This is a genomic window from Plantibacter sp. ME-Dv--P-122b (assembly GCF_030209375.1).
Lineage (GTDB): Bacteria > Actinomycetota > Actinomycetes > Actinomycetales > Microbacteriaceae > Plantibacter.
Window position 1 is genome coordinate 761,054 of the sequence record NZ_JARVSC010000003.1, and the last position, 22,365, is coordinate 783,418.

A 22,365-nucleotide genomic window follows, 5' to 3' on the forward strand; every position below is an offset into this window, starting at 1 on the left:
GGGCCAGGAGGAACGTCAATCGGTGCGACCGCTCGACGCGGTCGCACCGATTCGTCCGTTCAGCGCTCGAGTTGCACCGGACGCGGTCGGCCGTCGACGACGGTCGTCGGCCAGGCGGGGTCGACCGTGAGGGCCTCGACACCGGCCGACCCGAGGAGGACGGTGTCCTCGACCTTCGCTCCCGGTGCGGACGGGTTCCAGGCGAACGCCTGACCGAGGGCCACCGTGTCCCGGGCGCCGGGCGTCGCGCGGGGGTCGCGCCCCGCATAGCCGGCGGCCCCGCCCTGGTGGTGCGCCCGCCACTCCTCGGGCCCGAAGCCGTGGTCGGCGTAGGCGCGCTCGATGTCGACGAGGACCTCGCCGAGACTCCGGCCGGGCACCGTCGCCCGGAACGCCGTTGCCTCAACCTCGAGGATGCGCTGCTGCCGTTCCTGATCCGCCCGACGTTCCGCGGAGTCGCCGCCGTCGAACCCGACCCAGCGGGTGACGTTGGCGATGAGCCCGTGACGACGGGCGCACAGGACGACCATCGCTCGCCGACCGAGCGGCGCGTCCGTCGGGAGCGGGTGTCGGAACCCGAGACGGGAGGCCCCGGCCACGAGGACGACGACCGGGTCCGCCCCGCGCGCGACGACCTCACCGGCGACCCGCGCGGCGATCGACCGCTCGGTGTCCGACGGGTCGGCGGCACGCAGGACGGCGGTGAGGACGGCAGCGGCGTCCTGCCCCAGCGACCGGAACCGGCGCGACTCGGCCGGCAGCAGCACGCGGCGCAGGGACCGCAGCTCGCCGTCGACAGCGGACTCGTCGAGCGCCCCCGCGTCGTCGAGCGCTTGGAACCACGGCCGCTCGACGATCGACACGTCGGCCGGAAGCTCCTCGGCCACCAATCGCCCGGTCTCGTTGTCGGTGACGCGCACCTCGTCGCGGTCGCGGGTCACCCGTACGGTGACGATCGGATCGGCGGCGAGGCTCACGTGGGCGCGGGCTCCGTCGAGGTACCAGGTCACCGCGGCCGCGGAGCGGAGGACGACGGACTCGGCCCCGTGACGGTCGAGCAGCTCGTGCACGGCCGCGCGCTTCCGGGCCCGGTCTGCTGCATCGGGGGCGCCGGTTTCCGGGTCGCTCGGCCGGGTCGCCGCGACCGGTTGCAGGAGGGCGGCGTCGCCGACCGTTCCTGCGGGGTTCACCGGATCCCTCCGGCGGCACGCAGTGCGGCGTCATCGAGGACCCCGTCGGCGACGACGATCCGGAGACCGCGCCGGAGCGGCCGGTCCTCCGACACGACAGTCGGTCGCACGACGGCGATCGACGATCCGATGCCGGGGTACCCGTCCACTCGGACGAACCACGGATCCTCGCGCGTGGCGTCGTCCGTCCCGGCCAGCAGCAGGCTCGCCGGGCCGCCGGGGAACGTCCCGGTCCAGGCGATCCAGGGAGCGCTGGTGCCATGCGTCGCGGCCTCGCCGACGTGGTCGGCGGTGCGGACCCGGACGTCCGAGCAGGCGGCGAGGCGGAGGAAGAACCCGCCGTAACCGGCGCCCTCCCGGCCGTTCGTCGCCGGGCTGCCGAGCAGGACCTCCCCGACACCTGCGGGCGTCCGCAATTCGAGGTCGACGTCGAGCACCCAGGCGGTGTCGACGGCGTCACCGGGTGCCCGCGACGCTCGGACGCTGGTCCGCTCCTCGAGGAGTGTGGCGCCAGCCGGACCCAGCCAGCGTCGGTCGGTGTCGAACCCGTCGCGCCGGGCGGTCAGCGCGGTGGTCTCGATCCGGCCGTGGTCGGGTCGGAGCACGTATCCGAGGTCGCGCACGAAGGTCCCGCCGCCCCAGAGGTTCGCTCCGCCGACGTCCTGCACGGTGAACCCGAACCCGAGATGCCAATCGTGGTCCGCCGGATGGGCGTCGGTGATCGTGACGCCAGCGAGCGTGGCGAGTGGATGCAGGTGGGGCCGGGGCGAGGACGCCGGAGCACTCCCCCGGCCGTCGAGCAGGGTGCCGGTCACCGGTCCGTCACCGGGTCGGAGCTCCGCCAGAACGCGGTCGGCCCGCGGGAATGCCCAGGGCGCACCGAGCTCGCTGAAGGTCGCCTGGGCACGGACCGCCCGCGCCGACCACTCGGCGATGTCCGCGAGCACCGGAGACGCCTCGGCCCCCTCGCCGACCCACTCGACGAACGCGCCATCGATAGGCGTGGGGTCCGGTGCGGTGCGGATGGCCTCGAGGACCTCGACGAACGCTCCGGCCGAGGCGAGGGAGGAGCGCAGCGGCGCCCCCGCAGCACGGGAGGCCAGCAGGTCTTCGAGGAGGTCGATCCGGTCGAACACCCGCGATGTCGACTCGTCGTCGGACTCGGACGCGGGTACACGACCCTCGATCCGCATCCGGTCCGTCGTGTACTCGAGCACCGCCGTCCCGTGCTCGCCGTGGACGGAGACGGTCGGCTCGAGCTGCTCGGGCGCCGCAAGGGTGAGCGCTGCGGTGATCACGACGCCGTCCACCAGCTCGACCCGGATCACCGAGGTGTCGTCGCTCTCGATGTCGTTGACGCGGTACAGGTCGGTCGTCACGCGGGCGACGCTCTCCCGGGTGCCGTCACCGGCGATGCGGAGCGCGGTCGCGATGGCGTGGGCCAGCGGGTTGGTCGCGACGCCGTCGACGACGTCCTCGCCGTCGAGTCGACGACGCCCGGCCCACGGGGACCGACTCCAGTACCGGAGCGGGCGACTCCACAGGCCGACGACGCTGAGCGCGCCCACCGGTCCCAGCCCGACGGTGTCCTCCGCGAGGGCGTCGAGCGCCGCGGAACCGAGGCTTTGGAAGCCCACCTGGACGAGCCCACCGGTGCGATCGGCCGTGAGCAGGAGTTCCTCGAACTGCGCCAGCGAGGCGACCGGTGGTTTCTCGAGGAGCACGTCGGCCCCGGCTTCGAGGGCCGCCGTCGCGATGGCCGCATGGGAGGAGATCGGGGTGGCGACGATCACGACGTCGAGGTCCGGCGTCGCCCGCAGCAGCTCGTCGACGTCGGTGAAGGCGACGACCTCGCCGTGCGACCAGACCGGAGCCGGGAGGAACGGGTCGGCGACGGCCACGAGTTCGAGCCGACCGGCCGCCTGGAGCCGGTCGAGGTTCTCGAGATGGACCGTCCCGAACCCACCGACGCCGACCAGCGCGATCCGCGGTGTCCGCGTGGCCGGTTGCCCGTCGTCCGGGTGCGGTCGGTCGGCGGTGCCGTGCTGCGGTGCACTGGTGGTCATGGTCGCCCTTCGTCGTCGCGAGTGCTCCCATCGTATCCGGCAAGCGCTTTCCCGCAAGGGTTGAGACGCGGTCGCCGCACCCGCTCCCAGTCACCCGCGGCAGCGTGTCCCGCTCAGGTCTCTGCGGGCACTCCGACCCGGCTCGCGAGCGCAGCGCCAGCGGCCCGGAGGTGGACGAGCGGATCCGCCATCGCAGCCTCGACGCCACCGGCGAGTTCCGTCAACGAGACGGCGTCACGGAACACGTCCTCCGTCGCCGCGGCGATCGCCCCGGCGACGAGCATCGTCCGCCCCGGCGCTTGCGCGGCCACGTACGCCGCGACCTTACCGGAGGCGGTCTGCGCGTCGTACCGCCCCTCACCGGTGACCACGAGGTCGGCCGCACCGACCGCCTCGGGCAACCCGATCGCCGCCCCGACCCCCGTCGCGCCCGAGCTCGGCGTGGCTCCCCACAGGAGCAGGCCGAACCCGGCACCACCCGCGGCACCGGCGCCCGGGGTTCGAGCAGCCGACCGGGCCTCCACCGGGGTCTCGGCTGCGGCGAGCTGCCCGACGAACCGTCCGAGCGCAGCCTCGAGCGCCGCGACGTCGTCGGGTCGGGCTCCCTTCTGCGGCCCGTAGACCGCAGCGGCCCCGTCCGGGCCGAGGAGCGGGTTCGCGACGTCGTTGAGGATCACGGCACCGCCCGGCGGCAGGGCGCGGAGGTTCGCGCAGTCCACCACGACGACCGATCCGGCTCCGGTGTTCCCAGGCGGCAGGTCCCGCCCCTCGGCGTCGCGGAACCGGGCACCGAGGGCCTGCAGCAACCCCATGCCGCCGTCGGTGCTCGAACTCCCGCCGATCGCGAGGAGCAACCGCTCGACGCCGGCGTCGAGGGCGGCCGCGATCGCCTCACCGAAGCCGATGGTCTGCGCCTCGAACGGTCGGAGGTCGTCGAGGAGCGTCAGGCCGCTCGTGAGCGCGAGCTCGACGACGCCCGTCCTGTCCGGCAGCTCCAACCAGGCCGAGGCCACCTCGCGTCCGTCGGGGCCGGTGACGACGATCGCGTGCCGCACCGCGCCCGGTACCGCCGCGGCGAACGCATCGAGCGTCCCCTCTCCGCCGTCGGCCATCGGGAGTTGGACGACCTCGTCGTCGGGGCGGACGGAACACCACCCCTCGGCGATGGAGCGGGCGACGTCCGGGGCTTCAGCCGTCCCCTTGAACGAGTCGGGCGAGATGACCACGGTGCGTCGATGCATGCCGACAGCCTGCCATGCCACCGTCCCCCACCGCACCTTGCGGAGCGCGTCGAACCCGGCTAGCTTGTCCATGGTAAACGCTTTCCGAACCCAAGGAGCCACCGTGTCAGAGCCGACCATCGGGATCATCGTCAACGGCGCCACCGGGCGCATGGGCTACCGGCAGCACCTCGTGCGGTCGCTGCTGGCCATCCAGGAGCAGGGCGGCGTGCAGCTGTCCGACGGCACCCGCCGCCAGATCGAGTTGATCCTCGTCGGCCGCAACCAGGTGACGCTCGACGAGCTCGCCGCACGGCACGGCATCGAGCACACCTCGACCGACCTCGACGCGGTCCTCGCCGACCCCCGCTGGGACATCTACGCCGACTTCCTCGTCACGAAGGCCCGCGCCACCGCGCTCCGCAAGGCGATCGCGGCCGGCAAGACCATCTACACCGAGAAGCCGACGGCGGAGACCTTCGAGGAGGCGCTGGAACTCGCACGCCTCGCCGCCGAGGCCGGCGTGAAGAACGGCGTCGTGCACGACAAGCTCTACCTGCCGGGGCTGCGCAAGCTCAAGCGCCTCATCGACTCGGGCTTCTTCGGTCGGATCCTCTCCGTCCGCGGCGAGTTCGGCTACTGGGTGTTCGAGGGCGACTGGCAGCCGGCGCAGCGCCCGAGCTGGAACTACCGGGCCGAGGACGGCGGCGGCATCGTCGTCGACATGTTCCCGCACTGGAGCTACGTGCTCGAAAACCTGTTCGGTCGGGTCGAGTCCGTGTACGCGAAGGCGACGACGCACATCCCCGAGCGCTTCGACGAGCGGGGCGAGGCCTACGCTGCCACCGCCGACGACGCCGCCTACGGGGTCTTCGAGCTCGAGGGCGGCGTCATCGCCCAGCTCAACTCCAGCTGGACGGTGCGCGTCGACCGCGACGAGCTCGTGCAGTTCCAGGTCGACGGCACGCACGGCTCCGCGGTGGCCGGGCTCTTCGGCTGCAAGGTGCAGCCGCGGAACGTCACCCCGAAGCCGGTGTGGAACCCCGACCTCGCCGACGACCACGACTACGCGGGCGACTGGCAGGACGTACCGACGAACGACGCGTTCGAGAACGGCTTCAAGACGCAGTGGGAGGAGTTCCTCCGCCACGTCGTCGAGGACGGCCGCTACGAGTACGACCTCCTCGCCGGCGCGCGCGGCGTCCTGCTCGCGGAGCTCGGCCTCGAGAGCTCGCGCACCGGCCGCCGCCTCGACCTGCCCGAGGTGACGCTCGGAAGCACGGGCGACACCGCCGGCGCGGACGAGGAGCTGGCGTCGCTCGAGGCCTCGGTCGCACGATGACGTCCGTCCCGCTGCTCTCGACCGACGGCACGGTCACCGCGCTGGAGCTCCGCGAGCCCGTCGTGGCCGAGCGCCCGACCACTCCCCTGACGAGCCGCACCGCCTACGCCGCGGCACACGTCGTCCCGAAGCCTTGGGCGGACAACGTGCCTGGCGCGCTGGCCGAGCTCGACTGGGACGCGACGCTCGCCTACCGCCACCACGTGTGGTCGTACGGCCTCGGCGTCGCGGACGCGATGGACACCGCCCAGCGGAACATGGGACTCGACACCGCTGCCACGCGCGAGCTGATCACCCGGAGCGCCGCCGAGGCCGCATCCGTCGGCGGAGCGCTCGTCGTGGGCGTCAACACCGACCACCTCACCGACGAGACCGTCTCGCTCGACGCGGTCGCCGACGCCTACCTCGAACAACTCGCGTTCGCGGAGGACGCGGGCGCCGGGACCGTGCTCATGGCCAGCCGACACCTGGCGAGGGCGGCGCGGTCCACCGACGACTACCGTCGCGTCTACGACCGGGTCCTGTCGGCGGCGCAGGCACCCGTGGTCCTGCACTGGCTCGGCACGGCGTTCGACCCGAGCCTCGAGGGCTACTTCGGTTCCAGCGACGTCGCCGAGGCCTCGGACACCCTGCTGCGCATCATGGCCGACCACGTCGACCACGTCGCCGGGGTCAAGATGAGCCTCCTCGACGCCGGCGCGGAGATCGCCGTCCGACGTCGCCTCCCGGCCGGCACGACGATGTTCACCGGGGACGACTTCAACTACGTCGACCTCATCGCCGGTGACGCTGTCGGACACTCCGACGCCCTGCTCGGTGCGTTCACCGCGATCGCACCGGCCGCGTCCGCTGCGATCCAGGCGCTCGACGCCGGCGACCCGGCCGCCTACGAGCGGATCCTCCGACCGACCGAGGCCCTGTCGCGGCAGATCTTCGCCGCACCGACCTACTACTACAAGACGGGCATCGCCTTCCTCAGTTGGCTGAACGGTCACCAGCCGGCGTTCTCGATGGTCGGCGGTCTGCACGCGGCCCGGAGCCTGCCGCACCTGTCGGAGATCGTGCGCCTCGCCGACGCGGCCGGCGCGCTCGAACACCCGGAGCTCGCCGCCGAACGCTGGACGGGCCTGCTGCGCTCGGCCGGCGTCGTCGACGCCCTGCCCCTCCGGTCCCCGAGCCTGTCGAGGGGAGCCCGATGAGCGCCACCGCCCGCACCCCGGTCCCCGAGCCTGTCGAGGGGCGCACCACCCCGCACCCGCGGCTCTCGGTCAATCAGGCCACGATCAAGTACGCCACCCTCCCGGAGGCGGTCGCGGCCGTCACCGCGGCCGGCGTCACGAGCTTCGGCGCTTGGCGCGAGCCGGTGCAGGAGTACGGCGTCGCAGCCTCGGCGAGCCTCCTCACGGACAGCGGCCTGCGCGTCTCGAGCCTGTGCCGTGGTGGCTTCTTCACGATGCCCGAGGGACCGACTCGCCGGGCGTCGATCGACGACAACCGGACCGCGATCGACGAGGCCGCCGCGCTCGGTGCCCCGGCACTCGTCCTCGTCGTCGGCGGTCTCCCGGCCGGGTCCCGTGACCTCCTCGGCGCCCGCGAACTCGTCCGCGACGCGATCGGCGAGCTCACCGACCACGCCCTCGAGTCCGGCGTGCAGCTCGCCATCGAGCCGCTGCATCCGATGTACGCTTCGGACCGCGCGGTCGTCTCGACGCTCGGTCAGGCCCTCGACATCGCCGAGCAGTTCGCTCCGGAGGCCGTCGGAGTGGTCGTCGACACCTTCCACATCTGGTGGGACCCGCAGGTCCTCGAACAGATCGCCCGAGCGGGTGCGACCGGTCGGATCTCCAGCTATCAGGCGTGCGACTGGGCGACACCGCTCGCCGCCGACGTCCTCCTCTCCCGGCACTACCCGGGCGACGGCGTGATCGACTTCGGTTCGCTGACCCGTGCCGTGGAGGCAGCGGGGTACACGGGCGACATCGAGGTCGAACTCTTCAACCAGGAGATCTGGGACAGCCCGTTCCAGCAGGTGGTCGATCGCACCGTCGACGCATTCCAGGCGACGGTCGTCCCGCACCTCGACCACGAGGACGACGCGATCCACCAGCCCTGATCGCCGCGGCCGCCCTGTGGCAGAGTGTGTCTCAGCAGCCGCCCATACGAAGGAGCGCCATGTCGGTCGACGAGCACCGGACGACGCCGGTCCCCCCGACGCTGCACGACGTCGCGCGGGAGGCCGGCGTGTCCTTGGCCACCGCGTCACGGGCGCTCAATGGGAGCACCAGGACGGTCAACGAGGCCTTCCGTCGCCGGGTGCTCGACGCCGCGGACCGCCTGAACTACACGCCGAACCTCTCCGCCCAGACGGTCGCGAGGGGCCTGTCGTCGACGATCTCGCTGCTCGTGAGCGATATCGCCGACCCGTATTTCTCGTCCATCGCGGCCGGAGCCATCCGCACGGCCGACGAACAGCGGATCGCCACGACGATGGCCGTGACGCACCGCGACCACGACCGCGAACTGGAACTCGTCCGGGTGCTCCGCGGACAGCGGCCGCGCGCCATCATCCTGACGGGCAGTCGCTGGGACGGGGCTGCGTCGGAGCACCGGCTGGCGGATGAACTCGCAGCCTACGAGTCCACGGGCGGACGCGTCGTCCTTGTCTCGCAGCGGACACTCCCGTTCGCAACGGTGCAGCTCGGCAACGCGACCGGCGCCCGCGAGCTGGCCCGGGAACTCGTCGGTGCCGGGTACCGCCGGTTCGCGGTCATCGCCGGCGACGACCGGCTGCTCACCTCCCGCGAGCGTGCGGGTGGGTTCGCGGAGGGCCTGGCCGAGCAGGGCATCGCGATCCACCCCTCGCGGATCGTCCGAGCCGAGTTCACCCGCGACGGTGGACGCCAGGGCGCCCTCGACCTCCTGGAGCAGGGGCTCGACGACGTCGACCTGGTCTTCGCCGTGAACGACGTGATGGCGATCGGGGCGATGTCGGCGTTCCGTGCGGCCGGACTCCGCCTCCCCGAGGATCTCGCCGTCGCCGGCTACGACGACATCGCGACCTCCCGCGACGTCACCCCGGCGCTCACCACGGTCGCCGTGCCGCTCGAGGCGGTCGGTGAGCGCGCGGTGCGGCTGGCGCTCGACCCGGCGACGGACAGCACGACCACGGAGCCCGTCGGCGCGACGGTCCTCCTCCGCGAGAGCACGCCCGCGCGCGCCTGACCCGTCCTGTTCTGTTCGCAATTCAGGAACGCCACGGCGAGCCGTCCGCAACCGGTGCGGAGGTGGGGTCGGCTCGCCGGAGGCGTTCTGAATGGTGAACGCGGTGTTGCCTCGTCTACTCGGCGACGTGCTCCTGGAACCACGGCGTGTAGGCCGCGACCTTGGTGCGGTGACCGGCACCGGCGACGAGTCGCTTGACGTGCTCGCGGACGTTGACCGTCGCGACGCCGATCACGGTGACGCGGTCGAACGGCACGGCGTCGGCGACGAGCACCTCGGCGCGTCGCAAGGCCGCGGGGTCCTCGTCGGTCGCGAAGCGCTGCACCATGCGGTCGGCGGTCATCGGGTTGGCGCCGATGCTCGTGAGCACGTGGGAGGCGTCACCGTCGGCGACCACGACGCGCGCGCGGGACGGCCGGCCGGTGTCGGCGTCGAACTCGCCCGGGTGCACGGCTGCGCCGTCGATGGTGGTGACGAGCACGACGTAGTCGTTGACGGACGATGCGAGCGCCTCGGCGGACAGTCGGACGTCCTGCTCGCCCGCACGGATGCCCGCCCAGAGGTCGGCGTCCGGGGTGAGGAAGAACGGGACGAAGTCGGCCGGCGTGAGGTCGTCGGTGCCGGCGAGGACCATCGTGCGTCGCGCCTCGCGGTGGCTCGCGGCGGCGATGTCGACGACCGGCCCGTCGGGGAGCGCCGGGGACGCCACCGGCAGGATGCTGCCGGTCTCGAGGATGCGCTCCAGGTTGCGGATGTGGGTGACGTGGTACAGCCGCTGCTCGCCGACGCGCACCACGGGCAGGGCGGCCGCCGCCTTCGTCACCGTCTTCGCGGTCGCGGCGGTCCGCACACGGGTCGGGGCCGGTTCGCGGAGCGATGGCGCGACCGTCGACCGACGGACCTTGGGAGCGGGTGGTTCAGCGACCGGCACCTCGCGGGGCGGCGGCGGGAAGCAGGTCGCGCAGAGGCCGTTGTCGAAACCGTGTTTGCATTCGTCGCTCAAGAGAGTCCTTCTGCAGTCCGGCTCCGAGACACGAGGAGCGGGTCACTGGGGGGACGAGCCGAGACGTACGCATCAAGGGTACGCGGCTTCCGCACCCCTCGTGCACGCGAACGGCGTCAGGCGAGTCCGCGCTGGGCCCGGAACACCCGGACGCACGAGACGGCGAGCGATCCGAAGAACGCCGCCATCAGCACCGGGAGCAGCCACGGTGCCATCCACGCGGGCACGCCGAGCCACGTGGTGAGTGCGACGACGGCGATGAGCGCGGCGGTCGCGATGGTCAGGTTCCCCAGCAGTCGCACGGTGGCGTCCAGCGTGGCAGCCGTCACCTCGGGACGAGGAGACAGTTGCGTGGACCACGTCGGTGCAGTGGCCGGTGGGTGGGGATCGACATCCGATCGGGTCCTTCCGGCGAGCGGCATGCAGGCGGCGACGATCCAGAAGACCGCCACGACCGCGGCACCGATGATGGCGGGGAGCAGGAACCCGCCGAGGCTCTTGTCCGCCCAGGCGTCCGGCTGGAGCGCGGCGTCGAAGTGCACCGGCATCGGATCCGGAGCGGACGGATAGACGACCAGACCGACGACCAGCGTCGCCGCGACGATGACGAGCGCGACCAGATGCGGCCAGACCGGCGGCCGGCGAACGGGCCGGTCCGCAGAGGCGGTCATCGATTCCTGCACGATCCCCCTCATCTGCACGAGGCCCCCTCGGTGCACCTGCCGCCGGCGCACAGCAGATCGGCATCAAGGATACCCAGTACCCCCGCCCTCCGTCTCGCGACGCCGCCTGGACACTGCAGCGATGCGTGGGCGACGCTACCCCCCACGCACCGCAGCACTGTCCAGGCGACGGCGTCTCGGCTCACCCGGTCGCGTCGGGCTCCGCTGGTCGGCTCACGCGGCGCGCGACGACGACGGCCGCGACACCGGCGACCAGCGCGATCGCGAAGCATCCGGCGAACGCGATCCCGCCGGACGCGATCCACCCCAGCCCCGCGAACACACGGGAGCCGTCGAGTGCCGTGAACGCCAGCCCGGTCGCCGCGAGGGCGAGGGCCCCGCCGATCGCGTCGCCGATCGACATCGCCGCGCTGTTGAACCCCTGCGAGCGCTCGTCGGAGTAGGCGAGCGTCATGACACTGAGTCGCGGGAACATGAGGCCCATCCCGCCACCGCTCACCACCCAGGCGGCGATCGGCACCACCGGCGGCAGGCCGATGAGCGCTGCGGACAGGGCGATCGCGACGGCGACCGTCACGAGCGACGACCCGATCTGCACGGCGTTCGCATTCGACAGCCGGTCCCCGAGGCGCCCCTGCAACCAGGACGACAGCGACCACGCGATCGCCCCGCCGGTGAGCGCGAGTCCGGCGAGCGCCGGCGTGAGCCCGTGCTCGCGGGTCAGCAGGTACGGCACGTACACCTCGGCACCGAAGAACGCGGCGGAGGTCAGTCCGCGCACGAGGATGACCGTCGGGAGCCCGCGGCGTGCGGTGAGCGTGCCGAGCGGGATGAGTGGGCGGAGGGCGAGGATCGCGACCACGGCACCGACGACCGGCAGGGCCCAGGCGGTCCACCCGGAGAACTCGGTCGAGAGGTTGACCGCGAGGACCGCCGCCGCGACGAGCACCGCCCACCCGAGTCGACGCAGCTCCGCGCCCGTCCGCGCGACGGTGGCCGCCTCTCCGCCATCGTCCGCCGACTGCCGCTCGGCGGCCTCTCGCTCGGCGCGTTCGGTCGTGGAGGCCCGCAGCATCCGGAGCGCCGGCAGGAGGAGGAGCGTCGCGACGACCACGAGACCGACCACACCGAGGAAGACCCAGTGCCAGCTGAACCGCTCCGCGACCACCCCGGCGAGGAACGGTCCGATCAGGGAGGGGACGACCCAGGCGGCAGCGAACCCGGCGAAGATCCGCGGGTGCAGGGCCGGTGGGTAGATGCGGGCGACGAGGACGTACAGGGCGACGGTCATCGCTCCCGAACCGAGGCTCTGGACGAGGCGTCCGGCGACGACGGCCCACATGGTGGTCGCGGTTCCGGCCAGGAGGAGACCCACGAGGAACAGGACGACGGAGGCCAGCAGCGGCTGGACCGGGCCGATACGGTCGGCGACCGAGCCCGCCGCGACCATGCCGATGACACTCACGGCGAGCGGGCCGGCGAAGGCGAGGGCGTAGAGCTGCTCGCCGCCGAGCTCGCCACTCACGAGCGGCATGATCGTCGTGACGGCGAGGGACTCGAAGGCGCCGAGGAACACGAGCGCGCACGCACCGATGGTGACGAGGACGAACCGGCGGCTGAAGATCCCGCGGTCGCGGGGCGTCGGTCCGGTACTGGACGCGTGCTGGGAGGTGGTCGCTGCGGTCACGCATCCGAGCCTAGAACCTCAACGTGACTTGAGGTCAAGCACTGCAGTGCCGTCGACCCGTTCACCATTCAGGACGGGCCCGGTGCGCCGTCGCCGTTCGACGGATTCGGGCGCGGGCGCGCCGCAGCCTTCCTGAATTGCGAACGAGCCGGAACGGCCCGCTAGTGCTTGGCGCTCGCCTTCAGGACCTTCGTGAGTGCGCGGTCGAGGTCGGCGATGAGGTCCGCGACGTCCTCGATGCCGACCGACAGGCGGACGACGTTCTCGGGGACCGCCAGCTCCGTGCCCTTCACCGAGGCGTGCGTCATCTGCGCCGGCAGGCCGATGAGCGACTCGACACCGCCGAGCGACTCGGCGAGTGCGAAGAGCTTCGTCTTCTCGACGAGGCGCGTGGCTGCAGCCGGGCCACCGACGAGCGCGAGCGAGAGCATGCCACCGAACCCGGACATCTGGCGGGCGGCGAGCTCGTGACCGGGGTGGCTCTCGAGGCCCGGGTAGTAGACGCGCTCGACGGCGGCGTGGCCGTCGAGGAACTCGGCGATCGCCTGCGCGTTCGCACTGTGCTGACGCATGCGCACCGCGAGGGTCTTGATGCCGCGGGTCGTGAGCCACGCGTCGAGCGGGGCCGAGACCGCGCCTGCGGCGAACTGCACGAAGCCCAACTGCTCGGCGAGCTCGTCGTCGTTCATGATGATGGCGCCACCGAGGACGTCGGAGTGACCGCCGAGGTACTTCGTCGTGGAGTGCACGACGATGTCGGCCCCGAGCGAGAGCGGCTGCTGCAGCGCCGGCGAGGCGAAGGTGTTGTCCACCACGGAGAGCACCTCGTGGCGGTGCGCGAGGGCCGCGAGCGCCGCGATGTCGCTGATCTTCATGAGCGGGTTGCTCGGCGTCTCGACCCACAGCAGTTTCGTGCGGCCCGGGATGATCGCGGCTTCGACGGCCGCGAGGTCGCCGAGGTCGACGACCGTGTGCTCGATCCCCCAGGCGCCGTGCACCCGGTTGATCAGCCGGTAGGTGCCGCCGTAGACGTCGTTGCCGATCACGATGTGGTCGCCGGGGCGGAGGGCCGTACGGATGAGCGCGTCCTCGGCGGCCAGGCCGGAGGCGAAGGAGAAGCCGTGCTTCGCGCCCTCGAGGGCGGCGAGCTGCGTCTCGAGCGCCGTGCGGGTCGGGTTGGCGGAGCGGCTGTACTCGTAGCCGCCGCGGAGCCCGCCCACGCCGTCCTGGACGAAGGTCGACGTCTGGTAGATCGGCGGGATGATCGCCCCGGTGGTGGGGTCGAACTCCTGTCCGGCGTGGATGCTGCGGGTGGCGAAGCCGTGGTCGTGCTTGCTCATGGGTGACTCTTTCGATTCAGGTTTCGGGGAGGTGTCGGGCTGGGCGACCGGTCGGACGGGTCACCGGGGTCGGGCGTGGTCGGGACATCGCCCGGACCCCGCCCACACGACCTGCATTCCGCCCACGCTCAACCCGCCAGGTAGGTGAGGAGGTCGTGCCGCGTGATGACACCGATCGGCTTGCCGCCGTCGGTGACGAGGAACGCCGGGGCGGCACCGAGCGCCGCACGCGCCGCCGGGATGGACTCACCGAGACCGATGAGCGGCAGCGGGTCGCCGACGAAGGCGCTCGCGGCGTCGTTCATCTTCGCCGCGCCACTGAAGACGGCGTCCATGAGGCTCGCCTCGTCGATCGCACCGACGACCTCGCCCATCACGACGGGCGGCTCGGCGCTCAGCACCGGGAGCTGCGAGACGCCGTACTCGGTCATGATGTCGACGACGTCGCGGACGGTGTCGCTCGGGTGCACGTGCACCAGGTCGGGCATCTCCGAGCCCTTACCACGGAGGATGTCTCCGACCGTGCGGTCGTCGGCGACCTCGCTGAAGCCGTAGGACTGCAGCCAGGAGTCGTTGAAGATCTTGCCGAGGTAGCCACGCCCGCCGTCGGGCAGGAGGACGACGACCACGGCGGACGCCGGGAGGTCGCGGGCCGCGACGAGGGCGGCCTGGACCGCCATGCCACTGGAGCCGCCCACGAGCAGTCCCTCCTCACGGGCGAGGCGACGTGTCATCGCGAACGACTCGGCGTCGGTGACGGCGATGATCTCGTCGGGGATGGACGGGTCGTACGCGGTCGGCCAGAAGTCCTCGCCGACGCCCTCGACGAGGTAGGGGCGACCGGTGCCACCGGAGTAGACCGAGCCCTCCGGGTCTGCACCGATGATGCGCACGCCGCCCTCGGAGACCTCCTTGAGGTACTTGCCCGTTCCGGAGATGGTCCCTCCGGTGCCGACACCCGCGACGAAGTGGGTGATCTCGCCCTCGGTGTCGCGCCAGATCTCGGGACCGGTCGACTCGTAGTGGCTGCGCGGCCCGTTCGGGTTCGCGTACTGGTTGGGCTTGAACGCCCCCGGGATCTCGGCGGTGAGGCGGTCGGACACGCTGTAGTAGGAGTCGGGGCTGTCGGGAGCGACGGAGGTCGGCGTCACGACGATCTCCGCACCGTAGGCGGTGAGCACGTTCCGCTTGTCCTCGCCGACCTTGTCGGGCAGGACGAACACGCAGCGGTACCCGCGCTGCTGGGCGACGAGGGCGAGGCCGACGCCGGTGTTGCCGGAGGTGGGCTCGACGATCGTGCCGCCCGGCTTGAGGTCGCCCGATGCTTCGGCGGCGTCGATGATGCGCGTCGCGATGCGGTCCTTCGAGGAACCGCCCGGGTTGAGGTACTCGACCTTGACGAGCACGGTGGCCGCGATGCCCTCGGTGACCCGGTTGAGCTTGACGAGGGGCGTGTTCCCGATGAGATCGAGGACGGAGTCTGCGTAGTTCATGTCTGCAATCTGTTCCTGTGGTGCGTCACCGCACGACTCTCGCGTGCGTCACCGGACGGCTGGGGCGGCTGAGGCGGCATCCCGGCAGGGACGGTTCAGCGGGGACAGCAGGAACACGACAGGCGGAGACGCATGCTGACCACCCTACCCGGCGAGTGCGGGGAACGCAGCCGGATGTCGGCGCCGATCCGACGTCAGTGGATCGCGACGAGTCGCTGCCGCGGACCGAGTGCCGAGACAGCCGAGGACACCAGCCGGATGGCGAGGGTCAGCACCATGAGGATACCGATGACCGTGAGCACGACCGCGGCGAGCAGCAGCACCGCGAGGAGCGCCGGGAGTCGGCGCAGCGCGAGTTCGACCGGGCGACGACGGGGTGTCCCGTCCGCCTCGGGCGTCTCCAGGTGGCCTTCGCCGGCCATCGCCGCGGCGACGAGTTCGAGCGTGGCACGCGCGCCGGATCCGAGCCGCGCGGTCGAGGTGCGCAGTGCCTGGGACATCACGGGGCCCTTCTCGTCGGGTGGATCGGTGTTCGCGGGTGTGAGGTCTCGACCGTAGCAGTCGGGTGCCCTGTTCGGGGGTGCCTGCGCCTATTCTGCCAGGCGGGGGTGAACACGCGGTGGCCTGCCGACGGCCGCATGATGGACGCCTACCGTGCTCTCTAGACTGGAGGCATGACCGTCTCCGGCCTCTCCGCCGTCTCCCAGGACTACCTCAAGACGATCTGGACGACCTCCGAGTGGGCCGACGAGTCGGCCACCGTCAAGCTGCTCGCGGATCGCATGGGTGTGCGCCCCGCGACCGCCTCCGACGCCGTGAAGCGACTCGCCGCCCAGGGACTCGTCGTGCACGAGCCCTACGGCAGCATCGAGCTCACCCCTGCCGGGCAGGCGCACGCGGTCGCGATGGTGCGCCGTCACCGGCTCATCGAGACCTTCCTCGTCGAGATGCTCGGGTACGGCTGGGACGAGGTCCACGACGAGGCGGAGATCCTCGAGCACGCGGCCAGCGACACGATGATCGAGCGCATCGACGCCGCACTCGGCCACCCGATCCGCGACCCGCACGGCGACCCGATCCCCTCGGCCGACGGCACGCCGCACCGCCCGGACGCGGTCCGGTTGAACGAGGCGCCGTCCGACAGCCCACTCATGGTGTGCCGCATCTCGGACGCCGACCCGGAGACCCTCCGCCACCTGAGCACCCTCGGCATCGTCCTCGACACCGAACTCAGCGTGGACGACCACCGTGCGTTCGCGGGCGAGCTGGAACTCCGGCTCACCGCGACCGGCACACGCCTCACCCTCGGTCGGCTCGCCGCGGATGCGGTGTGGGTGACCGTCGCCGCCTGACCGCCGACCTCTCCGTCCGCCCAGGTTCGGGCGGGTGAACCGCCGGGCGGATCACCCGAAGAACGTCAGCACGATGAGCGCGACGTTCAGCGTGACGATGAGCGCGACCACGATCCAGGCGAACACCCGGGTGGCGAGCTGGTCGACGTGGACGCCCATGATCCGGCGGTCGCCCGTGTAGCGCACGAGCGGGATGAGCGCGAAGGGGATCCCGAGGCTGAGGAACACCTGGCTCAGCACGAGCGCGGTGGTCGGGTCGATGCCCGCCGCCAGGATGACGAGCGCCGGGATGAGGGTGATCACCCGTCGGGCGAGCAACGGGATGCGCACCTTGAGGAGCCCGCCCATGATCGCCGCTCCCGCGTAGGCGCCCACCGAGGTCGAGGCGAGCCCAGAGGCGAGCAGGCCGATGGCGAAGATCACGCCGATGACCGGCCCGAGCGCAGCGGTGATGGCCGCGTGGGCCCCCTCGATCGAGTCCGTCCCCTCGACACCGCCGAGCGACGCGGCCGCGAGCAGCAGCATCGCGATGTTCACCGCTCCGGCGAGGACGAGTGCCGCGGCGACGTCCCAGCGGGTCGCCACGATGAGCCGACGGATGGCACCGTCGCTCGTCTGGACGCCGTGCCGGTCCCGGCTGAGCGAGGAGTGGAGGTAGATCGCGTGCGGCATGACCGTCGCGCCCAGCATGCTCGCGGCGAGCAGGACCGTCGCCGTGCCCTCGAACCGCGGCACGAGGCCACCGGCCGCGGCACCCCAGTCGACGGGACTGACGAACAGACCGGCGAGGAAGCCGACGGCGATGACGGCGAGGAGCGTCAGGATCGCGAACTCGAAGTGCCGCTGGCCGTACCAGTTCTGCACAGCGAGGAGCACGATCGAGAAGACCCCGACGATGACGCCGCCGAGCACGAGTGGGATCCCGAAGAGCAGGTACAGCGCCACGGCGCCGCCGATCACCTCGGCGAGGTCGGTCGCTGCGGCGACGAGCTCCGCCTGCACCCAGTAGAGCCGACGCGGGCCGGTGCGCAGCCGCGAGCCGAGCAGCTCGGGCAGGCTCTGCCCGGTGACGAGGCCGAGCTTGGCGGAGAGGTACTGGACGAGCACGGCCATCGCGTTCGCGGCGACGAGCACCCAGACGAGCAGGTAGCCGTACTGGGCTCCCGCCGTGAGGTTCGCCGCGACGTTCCCGGGATCGACGTACGCGATCGCCGCCACGAAGGCGGGCCCGAGGAGGAACAGGAGTCGCGGTCCGCGTGGCGTGCGGGTCGTCGGAGCGGCGAGGTCAGTGGTCACGTCGGCCATGTTAGCAACACCGCGCTACATTTGTTAGATGAGGCTAACTCTTGGATTCACCCGCCTTCTGCTTGGATGAGCCTGAGAATCGACTGCGCATCGCGAGGCGCCCGAACGGCCTCCGGAACCACATCTGGTTCGATAGTTACGCATACAACTTTTCGAGAGGCCCCCGTGACCCCCGCAGCAGATCGCCCCAAGAACACCCCCGTCCCGCCCGCCGTGAAGCAGCAGAGCGTGAAGCAGGAGCGCGAAGCCCAGCGTCAGGCCAAGGTCGCGGCGTTCAAGCAGGCGCAGAAGCGGAAGAACCGCAACCGCCGCATCGGAATCTGGGCCGGTGTCGTCGGCGGCGTGGCCGTCATCGCGGTCCTCATCACGAGTGTCGTCCTCACCCTGCCGAAGAACGCCAGCTACCCCGGCGGTGGCACCGGCACCGGCCAGGACATCGCGGGCGTGGAACTCTTCCAGAACACCTCGGAGCACGTCGAGGGCACGGTCGACTACCCGCAGAACCCGCCGGCCGGTGGCCCGCACAACCAGTACTGGCTGAACTGCGGCATCTACACCGAGGAGCAGACCAATGAGAACGCGGTCCACTCCCTCGAGCACGGCGCGATCTGGGTCACCTACGACCCGTCCCTCAGCGACGCGGAGCTCACGAAGCTCAAGGAGCTGCTCCCCACCACGTACGTCGTCCTGTCGCCGAAGTCCGACCTTCCCTCGCCGATCGTGCTGAGCGGCTGGAACTCGCAGCTGCAGGTCAACAACGCCAGTGACGCGCGCATCGCCGATTTCTTCGAGGAGTTCTGGAAGAGCAACAACGTCCCGGAACCCGGCGCGGCCTGCACCGGCGCGATCGACGGTCCCGGCAAGGTCTGATCCGTTGACCCCGGCGACCCGACCCGACGCCCCGGCGACCGGTGGACCGGCCGACGGCGGCGTGACCGACGAGGAACTCGCCGCCTGGGAGGCGCAAGGCTCCCCCGACGGCTCCAGCCGGACCCGCGTCGTCATCGCCGCGATGGCCGTCGTCGCGATCATGGTGGCCGCGGCGATCGGTTTCTCGGTCGGTCGGCTCAGCACGCTCGCCGACCCGACACCCACCACGACGAGTGCGGAAGCGGGCTTCTCGCGCGACATGCAGGTGCACCACAACCAGGGCGTGGAGCTCGCCATGATCATCCGCGACCGGACGGACGCGGTCGACGTGCGCACCCTCGCGTACGACATCGCGACCACCCAGGCGCAGCAGTCCGGCCAGCTGTACGACTGGCTCGTCCAATGGAATCTGCCACAGGGGTCGCGCCAGCCGGACATGACGTGGATGACGCTCCCCACCCTCACAGGCGCGAGCGGCCATGCGCACGGCGGCGACACGGCGACGCCCGGATCCACGCACACCCCGGGCGACCCGATGCCGGGCCTCGCCACACCCGCCCAGATCGACCAGCTGACGGCGGCGTCCGGGCTCCAGGCCGAGCGGGTCTTCCTCACGCTGATGATCGCCCACCACCAGGGTGCGGTCGAGATGGCCGAAGCGCTGCAGCCGCGGACCACGAACGCGACCGCGCTGGCCTTCACACGCGCGGTGATCGCGAGCCAGCAGGCGGAGATCGAGCTCATGACCCGCATGCTCGACGACCGGGGTGGGCCGGTCGACCTCGCCGGCTGACGCCTCCCGGCGATGCCCCATGCGCACGGTGCGCGCCGACAAGGGGCTAGCCAGAACACCGACTGACGGCGAAGAATGATCCCGACGCCCGAACGGGCCCGATGAACAGGAGCGACGAATGGCACTCGACGACATCACCAAGAAGGCTCAGGAATTCCTGAACGACAACAAGGTCAAGGACGCCCTGAAGAGCGAGCAGGCCGAGGACATCAGCGACAAGCTCCTCGGCAGTGTCGCCGACGCGGCGAAGAAGGTCACCGGCGGCAAGTTCGACCAGCAGATCGACGGCGCCCGCGACGCGGCCGACAAGGCCGTCGGCAACGAGTAGTTCCCCGATCCGAGACGAGCGACGGCCGGGTCCCGATGGGCGCCCGGCCGTTCGCGTCTGCGACGGTCAGCGCTCGATCGTCGCTCCGGGTCGGTCAGCGCCCGTCGAGCTCGGCGTCGACGGGATTGCTCCGGAACCGGTCGAGCGCGATGGCCACGAGTTCGGGGGCCGACAGGTGCGTGTCCTGCATGAGGTCCGAGAGGACTTCGGACGCGCGCCCGCTGAGCGTCAGTTGCACGGTCGCGGAGCGGTCTTCATCAACACCGCTCAACGCGCGACGACGTTCGCCCAGGCTGAGGATGGCCGACCGCAGATAGGTGCGGCTGGCGACGGTGTCGATCTCCCATCGGCCGGCGCGGCGGTTCGCGACGACGTTGCCACGACGGATGTTGGTCATGAGGGACGCTCGGCTCACATGGAGCCGCGCGGCGAGTTCCGCCGTCCGGACCGGTCGCGGGAGGTCGTCGATGAAGTCCTCGACGAGCGCCTCCCGGAGGAGCTCCCAGGCGACGTCCGGTGGGAGCGGCGCATCGGGCACGCCGCCGCCATCCTGCAGCGGACCCACCCACGCGGTCGTGGGGGCGTCGCGTTCGGTCATCGTCATCGCCCCTCCAAGGTTCCGGCGCTCGAACCTCAAGCATGCTCGGTGCCCGTGGAAAGCGCGTCCCCCAATGCGGGTTGCCCGCGTTCGCGGGGTGCCGGCCCGAAACGACGCACCCCGTCCACCAGGGCGGACGGGGTGCGGGCGACGCTCGGACGACTCAGCTGCGGTTCGCGATCGGTCGGGAACCCACCGGGCGGGTCCCCTCGAACAGGATCCGGTAGCTGAATCCGGCGATCAGGGCACCGATGATCGGGAACACGATGAACACCCAGACCTGCGCGAGCCAGTCGCCCCCGCCGAAGATGGCGGTCGCGATGGAGCGCGCCGGGTTGATCGAGCCGTTGTCGATCGGGATCGCGATCAACAGAAACAGCGTGAGGGCGCCGCCGATGGCGATCGGCGCGAAGCCCGCGGCCGCACGAGTGTGTGTGACGCCCAGGATGACGTAGAGGAACAGTGCGGTGATGACGACCTCGATCACGATCGCCGAGACGAGTCCGAATCCTCCGGGCGAGAGCTCGCCGAACCCGTTCGAGACGAAACCGCTCGCGACGGCCTTGTCGAGGAAGCCCGCCGGGCCGCCGGCCGCAAGGCCGAACACCACGAGTGCGCCGAGGAACGCTCCGACCAGCTGCGCGAGGATGAACGTCCATGTCGCGCGCCAGGGGAACCGACCGGCCGCGGCCAGCCCGAGCGTCACCGCCGGGTTGAAGTGCCCGCCGGAGATGGGGCCGAACGCGTAGGCGGCGATGGTCACCGAGAGGCCGAGGGCGATCGCCACCCCGAGGAAGCCGACGCCCAGGGGGTTCGACGTCTCCTCGCCGAAGAACGCGGAGAAGGTCGCCGTCCCGACGAGACCGAAGACGAGGAGGAAGGTACCCGCGACCTCGGCGAGCAGCTGTGACGCGGTCGTCGGTTCGACAGAGGGTGGGACTTCCGGGGAGGACATCTGGACTCTTCTCGCTCGAGGTGACGACGTGGACACGGTCGGCCGGCGGCTACCGCATCACCAGCAGACTATTGCCCGGCGTCCCACCGGCGACAGCCCGCGGTCCGCATGTCGCCGTCCGTCAGTGCACCTCCAGGTCGTGGAGCGGGACCTGGAGCCGGAAGACGTGCTCGATCGCGAGTTCCGCGCCGACGGCGTCGCCCGAGGCGATCGCGGAGCGGAGGTGCGGGTACCCGACGCGCAGATCCGACCAGTCGACCGTCTCAGCCGACCGCGTCGCCGCGACGCGGTAGATCAGGGCGCCGATCACGTCCTTCGTCGCCGTGACGAGGACCGGGTTCTCGCAGTGCTTCAGGAACCGGTCCACGAGGCCCCAGACGCAGCGGCCGTGCGCATCCGCGTCCTCCGCCGTCACCGTCGTCATCGTGTGCTCGACGAACGCGACGAGCTCGGCCCGCTGCCCCGCCGTCAGCGTCGGGACGGTGACGCGGACGACGCCGCTCACGAGTGCCCCGAGCGTCTGGAGCACGGCTGTCCGGTCCTCGGCCCGTGGCTGCGCGACGCGCGTGTGCCGCTGCGGTGCCGTCTCGACCAGTCCGACGCGCTCGAGTTCCTGGAGCGCTGCGTCGATCGCGTCCGGCGGCGCGCCGAGCCACACCCGCAGCTCCTCCTCGATGAGCAGCTCGCCAGAGGCGAGCGTCCCGTCGTAGATCGCCGTGCGGATCCGCTCGGTCACGGACTCGCGGGCGGGAGACGGCCGCGACCCGGACGGTCCATCGGGGTTCGGCATCGGTTCCTCGCTCGGCTGGGGACGGCTGCTGGCTATCGGCCGATCGTACCGCGGACGATCCCCGCTTCGGCGAGCGCCGCGTGCGCCTGCCGACCGCGTCTGTGTGTTGTGCCGCGCTCGCTCGACGA

21 protein-coding genes are annotated in these 22,365 nt (G+C 71.5%); 8 read left to right on the forward strand and 13 right to left on the reverse strand.

From position 1 onward, the window contains the following. Positions 1–59: 59 nt before the first annotated feature. The 3 genes from QRN19_RS08160 to QRN19_RS08170 all read right to left on the reverse strand — a co-directional run bounded on the left by QRN19_RS08160 (position 60) and on the right by QRN19_RS08170 (position 4,497). Complete coding sequence (locus QRN19_RS08160) at positions 60–1,190, reverse strand: M24 family metallopeptidase (RefSeq protein ID WP_350224030.1); 1,131 nt, start codon at positions 1,188–1,190, stop codon at positions 60–62. After that, entirely contained in the window at positions 1,187–3,256 is a 2,070-nt protein-coding gene (locus tag QRN19_RS08165) for a DUF6807 family protein (RefSeq protein WP_285026261.1), read from the reverse strand. Before QRN19_RS08165 ends, QRN19_RS08160 begins: the two co-directional genes overlap by 4 nt. 113 nt (positions 3,257–3,369) lie before the next feature. Then, complete coding sequence (locus QRN19_RS08170) at positions 3,370–4,497, reverse strand: glycerate kinase (RefSeq protein ID WP_285026753.1); 1,128 nt, start codon at positions 4,495–4,497, stop codon at positions 3,370–3,372. Positions 4,498–4,648: 151 nt separating this feature from the next. Between QRN19_RS08170 and QRN19_RS08175 the strand changes: the two genes are divergently transcribed. Genes QRN19_RS08175 through QRN19_RS08190 form a run of 4 tightly spaced genes read left to right on the forward strand, consistent with a single transcriptional unit; the run spans position 4,649 to position 9,040 of the window. Further along, the gene (locus QRN19_RS08175) at positions 4,649–5,818 is read left to right on the forward strand and encodes a Gfo/Idh/MocA family protein (RefSeq protein ID WP_285026754.1); all 1,170 of its coding nucleotides are present in this window, start codon (positions 4,649–4,651) and stop codon (positions 5,816–5,818) included. After that, positions 5,815–7,017, forward strand: coding sequence for a dihydrodipicolinate synthase family protein (locus tag QRN19_RS08180; RefSeq protein WP_285026262.1), 1,203 nt, complete (start codon positions 5,815–5,817; stop codon positions 7,015–7,017). Before QRN19_RS08175 ends, QRN19_RS08180 begins: the two co-directional genes overlap by 4 nt. Next, positions 7,014–7,931, forward strand: a complete 918-nt coding sequence (locus QRN19_RS08185; RefSeq protein ID WP_285026263.1) for a sugar phosphate isomerase/epimerase family protein — start codon at positions 7,014–7,016, stop codon at positions 7,929–7,931. The genes QRN19_RS08180 and QRN19_RS08185 overlap by 4 nt, the downstream gene beginning before the upstream one ends. Positions 7,932–7,990: 59 nt before the next feature. Beyond that, entirely contained in the window at positions 7,991–9,040 is a 1,050-nt protein-coding gene (locus tag QRN19_RS08190) for a LacI family DNA-binding transcriptional regulator (protein WP_285026265.1), read from the forward strand. Between the two features lie 115 nt (positions 9,041–9,155). Here QRN19_RS08190 and QRN19_RS08195 read toward each other — a convergent pair whose 3' ends face one another. The 6 genes from QRN19_RS08195 to QRN19_RS08220 form a co-directional block, all read right to left on the reverse strand. After that, a complete protein-coding gene (locus QRN19_RS08195) occupies positions 9,156–10,043 on the reverse strand; it encodes a DarT ssDNA thymidine ADP-ribosyltransferase family protein (protein ID WP_285026266.1) in 888 nt (295 codons plus the stop codon). 116 nt (positions 10,044–10,159) lie between these two features. Continuing rightward, positions 10,160–10,714 (reverse strand): DUF1648 domain-containing protein, encoded by a 555-nt coding sequence (locus QRN19_RS08200; RefSeq protein ID WP_285026267.1) that lies wholly within the window; start codon positions 10,712–10,714, stop codon positions 10,160–10,162. Between the two features lie 193 nt (positions 10,715–10,907). Beyond that, complete coding sequence (locus QRN19_RS08205) at positions 10,908–12,413, reverse strand: MFS transporter (protein ID WP_285026268.1); 1,506 nt, start codon at positions 12,411–12,413, stop codon at positions 10,908–10,910. Positions 12,414–12,574: 161 nt separating this feature from the next. Then, positions 12,575–13,753 (reverse strand): cystathionine gamma-synthase, encoded by a 1,179-nt coding sequence (locus tag QRN19_RS08210; RefSeq protein WP_285026270.1) that lies wholly within the window; start codon positions 13,751–13,753, stop codon positions 12,575–12,577. 128 nt (positions 13,754–13,881) lie between these two features. Next, on the reverse strand, positions 13,882–15,246 hold the full coding sequence (locus tag QRN19_RS08215) for a cystathionine beta-synthase (RefSeq protein WP_285026271.1): 1,365 nt from the start codon (positions 15,244–15,246) through the stop codon (positions 13,882–13,884). Positions 15,247–15,440: 194 nt separating this feature from the next. Beyond that, a complete protein-coding gene (locus QRN19_RS08220; protein WP_285026272.1) occupies positions 15,441–15,746 on the reverse strand; it encodes a hypothetical protein in 306 nt (101 codons plus the stop codon). A 174-nt stretch (positions 15,747–15,920) separates the two neighbouring features. On the opposite strand from QRN19_RS08220, the gene QRN19_RS08225 reads away from it, so the two are divergent. Next, complete coding sequence (locus tag QRN19_RS08225; RefSeq protein WP_285026273.1) at positions 15,921–16,598, forward strand: metal-dependent transcriptional regulator; 678 nt, start codon at positions 15,921–15,923, stop codon at positions 16,596–16,598. A gap of 51 nt (positions 16,599–16,649) precedes the next feature. On the opposite strand, the gene QRN19_RS08230 is transcribed toward QRN19_RS08225, so the two are convergent. Then, positions 16,650–17,894, reverse strand: a complete 1,245-nt coding sequence (locus QRN19_RS08230; protein ID WP_285026274.1) for an Nramp family divalent metal transporter — start codon at positions 17,892–17,894, stop codon at positions 16,650–16,652. Positions 17,895–18,068: 174 nt separating this feature from the next. Here QRN19_RS08230 and QRN19_RS08235 point away from each other — a divergent pair, with 174 nt between their 5' ends. The 3 genes from QRN19_RS08235 to QRN19_RS08245 all read left to right on the forward strand — a co-directional run bounded on the left by QRN19_RS08235 (position 18,069) and on the right by QRN19_RS08245 (position 19,894). Further along, positions 18,069–18,773: a thioredoxin-like domain-containing protein gene (locus tag QRN19_RS08235; RefSeq protein WP_124767330.1), complete on the forward strand. Its 705-nt coding sequence runs from the start codon at positions 18,069–18,071 to the stop codon at positions 18,771–18,773. Positions 18,774–18,777: 4 nt separating this feature from the next. Continuing rightward, positions 18,778–19,566 carry a DUF305 domain-containing protein gene (locus QRN19_RS08240; protein WP_285026275.1) on the forward strand — a complete coding sequence of 263 codons (789 nt, stop codon included), beginning with the start codon at positions 18,778–18,780 and terminating at the stop codon, positions 19,564–19,566. A 118-nt stretch (positions 19,567–19,684) separates the two neighbouring features. Beyond that, positions 19,685–19,894, forward strand: coding sequence for an antitoxin (locus tag QRN19_RS08245; protein WP_285026277.1), 210 nt, complete (start codon positions 19,685–19,687; stop codon positions 19,892–19,894). 94 nt (positions 19,895–19,988) lie between these two features. Here the strand turns inward: QRN19_RS08245 and QRN19_RS08250 are convergent, their stop codons facing one another. The 3 genes from QRN19_RS08250 to QRN19_RS08260 all read right to left on the reverse strand — a co-directional run bounded on the left by QRN19_RS08250 (position 19,989) and on the right by QRN19_RS08260 (position 22,237). Then, the gene (locus QRN19_RS08250) at positions 19,989–20,498 is read right to left on the reverse strand and encodes a hypothetical protein (RefSeq protein ID WP_285026278.1); all 510 of its coding nucleotides are present in this window, start codon (positions 20,496–20,498) and stop codon (positions 19,989–19,991) included. 157 nt (positions 20,499–20,655) lie between these two features. Further along, on the reverse strand, positions 20,656–21,447 hold the full coding sequence (locus QRN19_RS08255; RefSeq protein WP_285026279.1) for an aquaporin: 792 nt from the start codon (positions 21,445–21,447) through the stop codon (positions 20,656–20,658). Between the two features lie 121 nt (positions 21,448–21,568). Further along, positions 21,569–22,237, reverse strand: a complete 669-nt coding sequence (locus tag QRN19_RS08260) for a GntR family transcriptional regulator (RefSeq protein WP_285026280.1) — start codon at positions 22,235–22,237, stop codon at positions 21,569–21,571. Between the last annotated feature and the right edge of the window lie 128 nt (positions 22,238–22,365).

Excerpts from the sequence above, each read along its gene's own strand:
- QRN19_RS08220 (WP_285026272.1), bottom strand. The coding sequence starts at position 15,746 with ATGTCCCAGGCACTGCGCACCTCGACCGCGCGGCTCGGATCCGGCGCG.
- QRN19_RS08250 (WP_285026278.1), bottom strand. The coding sequence starts at position 20,498 with ATGACGATGACCGAACGCGACGCCCCCACGACCGCGTGGGTGGGTCCG.
- QRN19_RS08200 (WP_285026267.1), bottom strand. The coding sequence starts at position 10,714 with ATGACCGCCTCTGCGGACCGGCCCGTTCGCCGGCCGCCGGTCTGGCCG.
- QRN19_RS08170 (WP_285026753.1), bottom strand. The coding sequence starts at position 4,497 with ATGCATCGACGCACCGTGGTCATCTCGCCCGACTCGTTCAAGGGGACG.
- QRN19_RS08260 (WP_285026280.1), bottom strand. The coding sequence starts at position 22,237 with ATGCCGAACCCCGATGGACCGTCCGGGTCGCGGCCGTCTCCCGCCCGC.
- QRN19_RS08215 (WP_285026271.1), bottom strand. The coding sequence starts at position 15,246 with ATGAACTACGCAGACTCCGTCCTCGATCTCATCGGGAACACGCCCCTC.
- QRN19_RS08210 (WP_285026270.1), bottom strand. The coding sequence starts at position 13,753 with ATGAGCAAGCACGACCACGGCTTCGCCACCCGCAGCATCCACGCCGGA.
- QRN19_RS08185 (WP_285026263.1), top strand. The coding sequence starts at position 7,014 with ATGAGCGCCACCGCCCGCACCCCGGTCCCCGAGCCTGTCGAGGGGCGC.
- QRN19_RS08180 (WP_285026262.1), top strand. The coding sequence starts at position 5,815 with ATGACGTCCGTCCCGCTGCTCTCGACCGACGGCACGGTCACCGCGCTG.
- QRN19_RS08165 (WP_285026261.1), bottom strand. The coding sequence starts at position 3,256 with ATGACCACCAGTGCACCGCAGCACGGCACCGCCGACCGACCGCACCCG.
- QRN19_RS08175 (WP_285026754.1), top strand. The coding sequence starts at position 4,649 with ATGGGCTACCGGCAGCACCTCGTGCGGTCGCTGCTGGCCATCCAGGAG.
- QRN19_RS08190 (WP_285026265.1), top strand. The coding sequence starts at position 7,991 with ATGTCGGTCGACGAGCACCGGACGACGCCGGTCCCCCCGACGCTGCAC.
- QRN19_RS08225 (WP_285026273.1), top strand. The coding sequence starts at position 15,921 with ATGACCGTCTCCGGCCTCTCCGCCGTCTCCCAGGACTACCTCAAGACG.
- QRN19_RS08255 (WP_285026279.1), bottom strand. The coding sequence starts at position 21,447 with ATGTCCTCCCCGGAAGTCCCACCCTCTGTCGAACCGACGACCGCGTCA.
- QRN19_RS08245 (WP_285026277.1), top strand. The coding sequence starts at position 19,685 with ATGGCACTCGACGACATCACCAAGAAGGCTCAGGAATTCCTGAACGAC.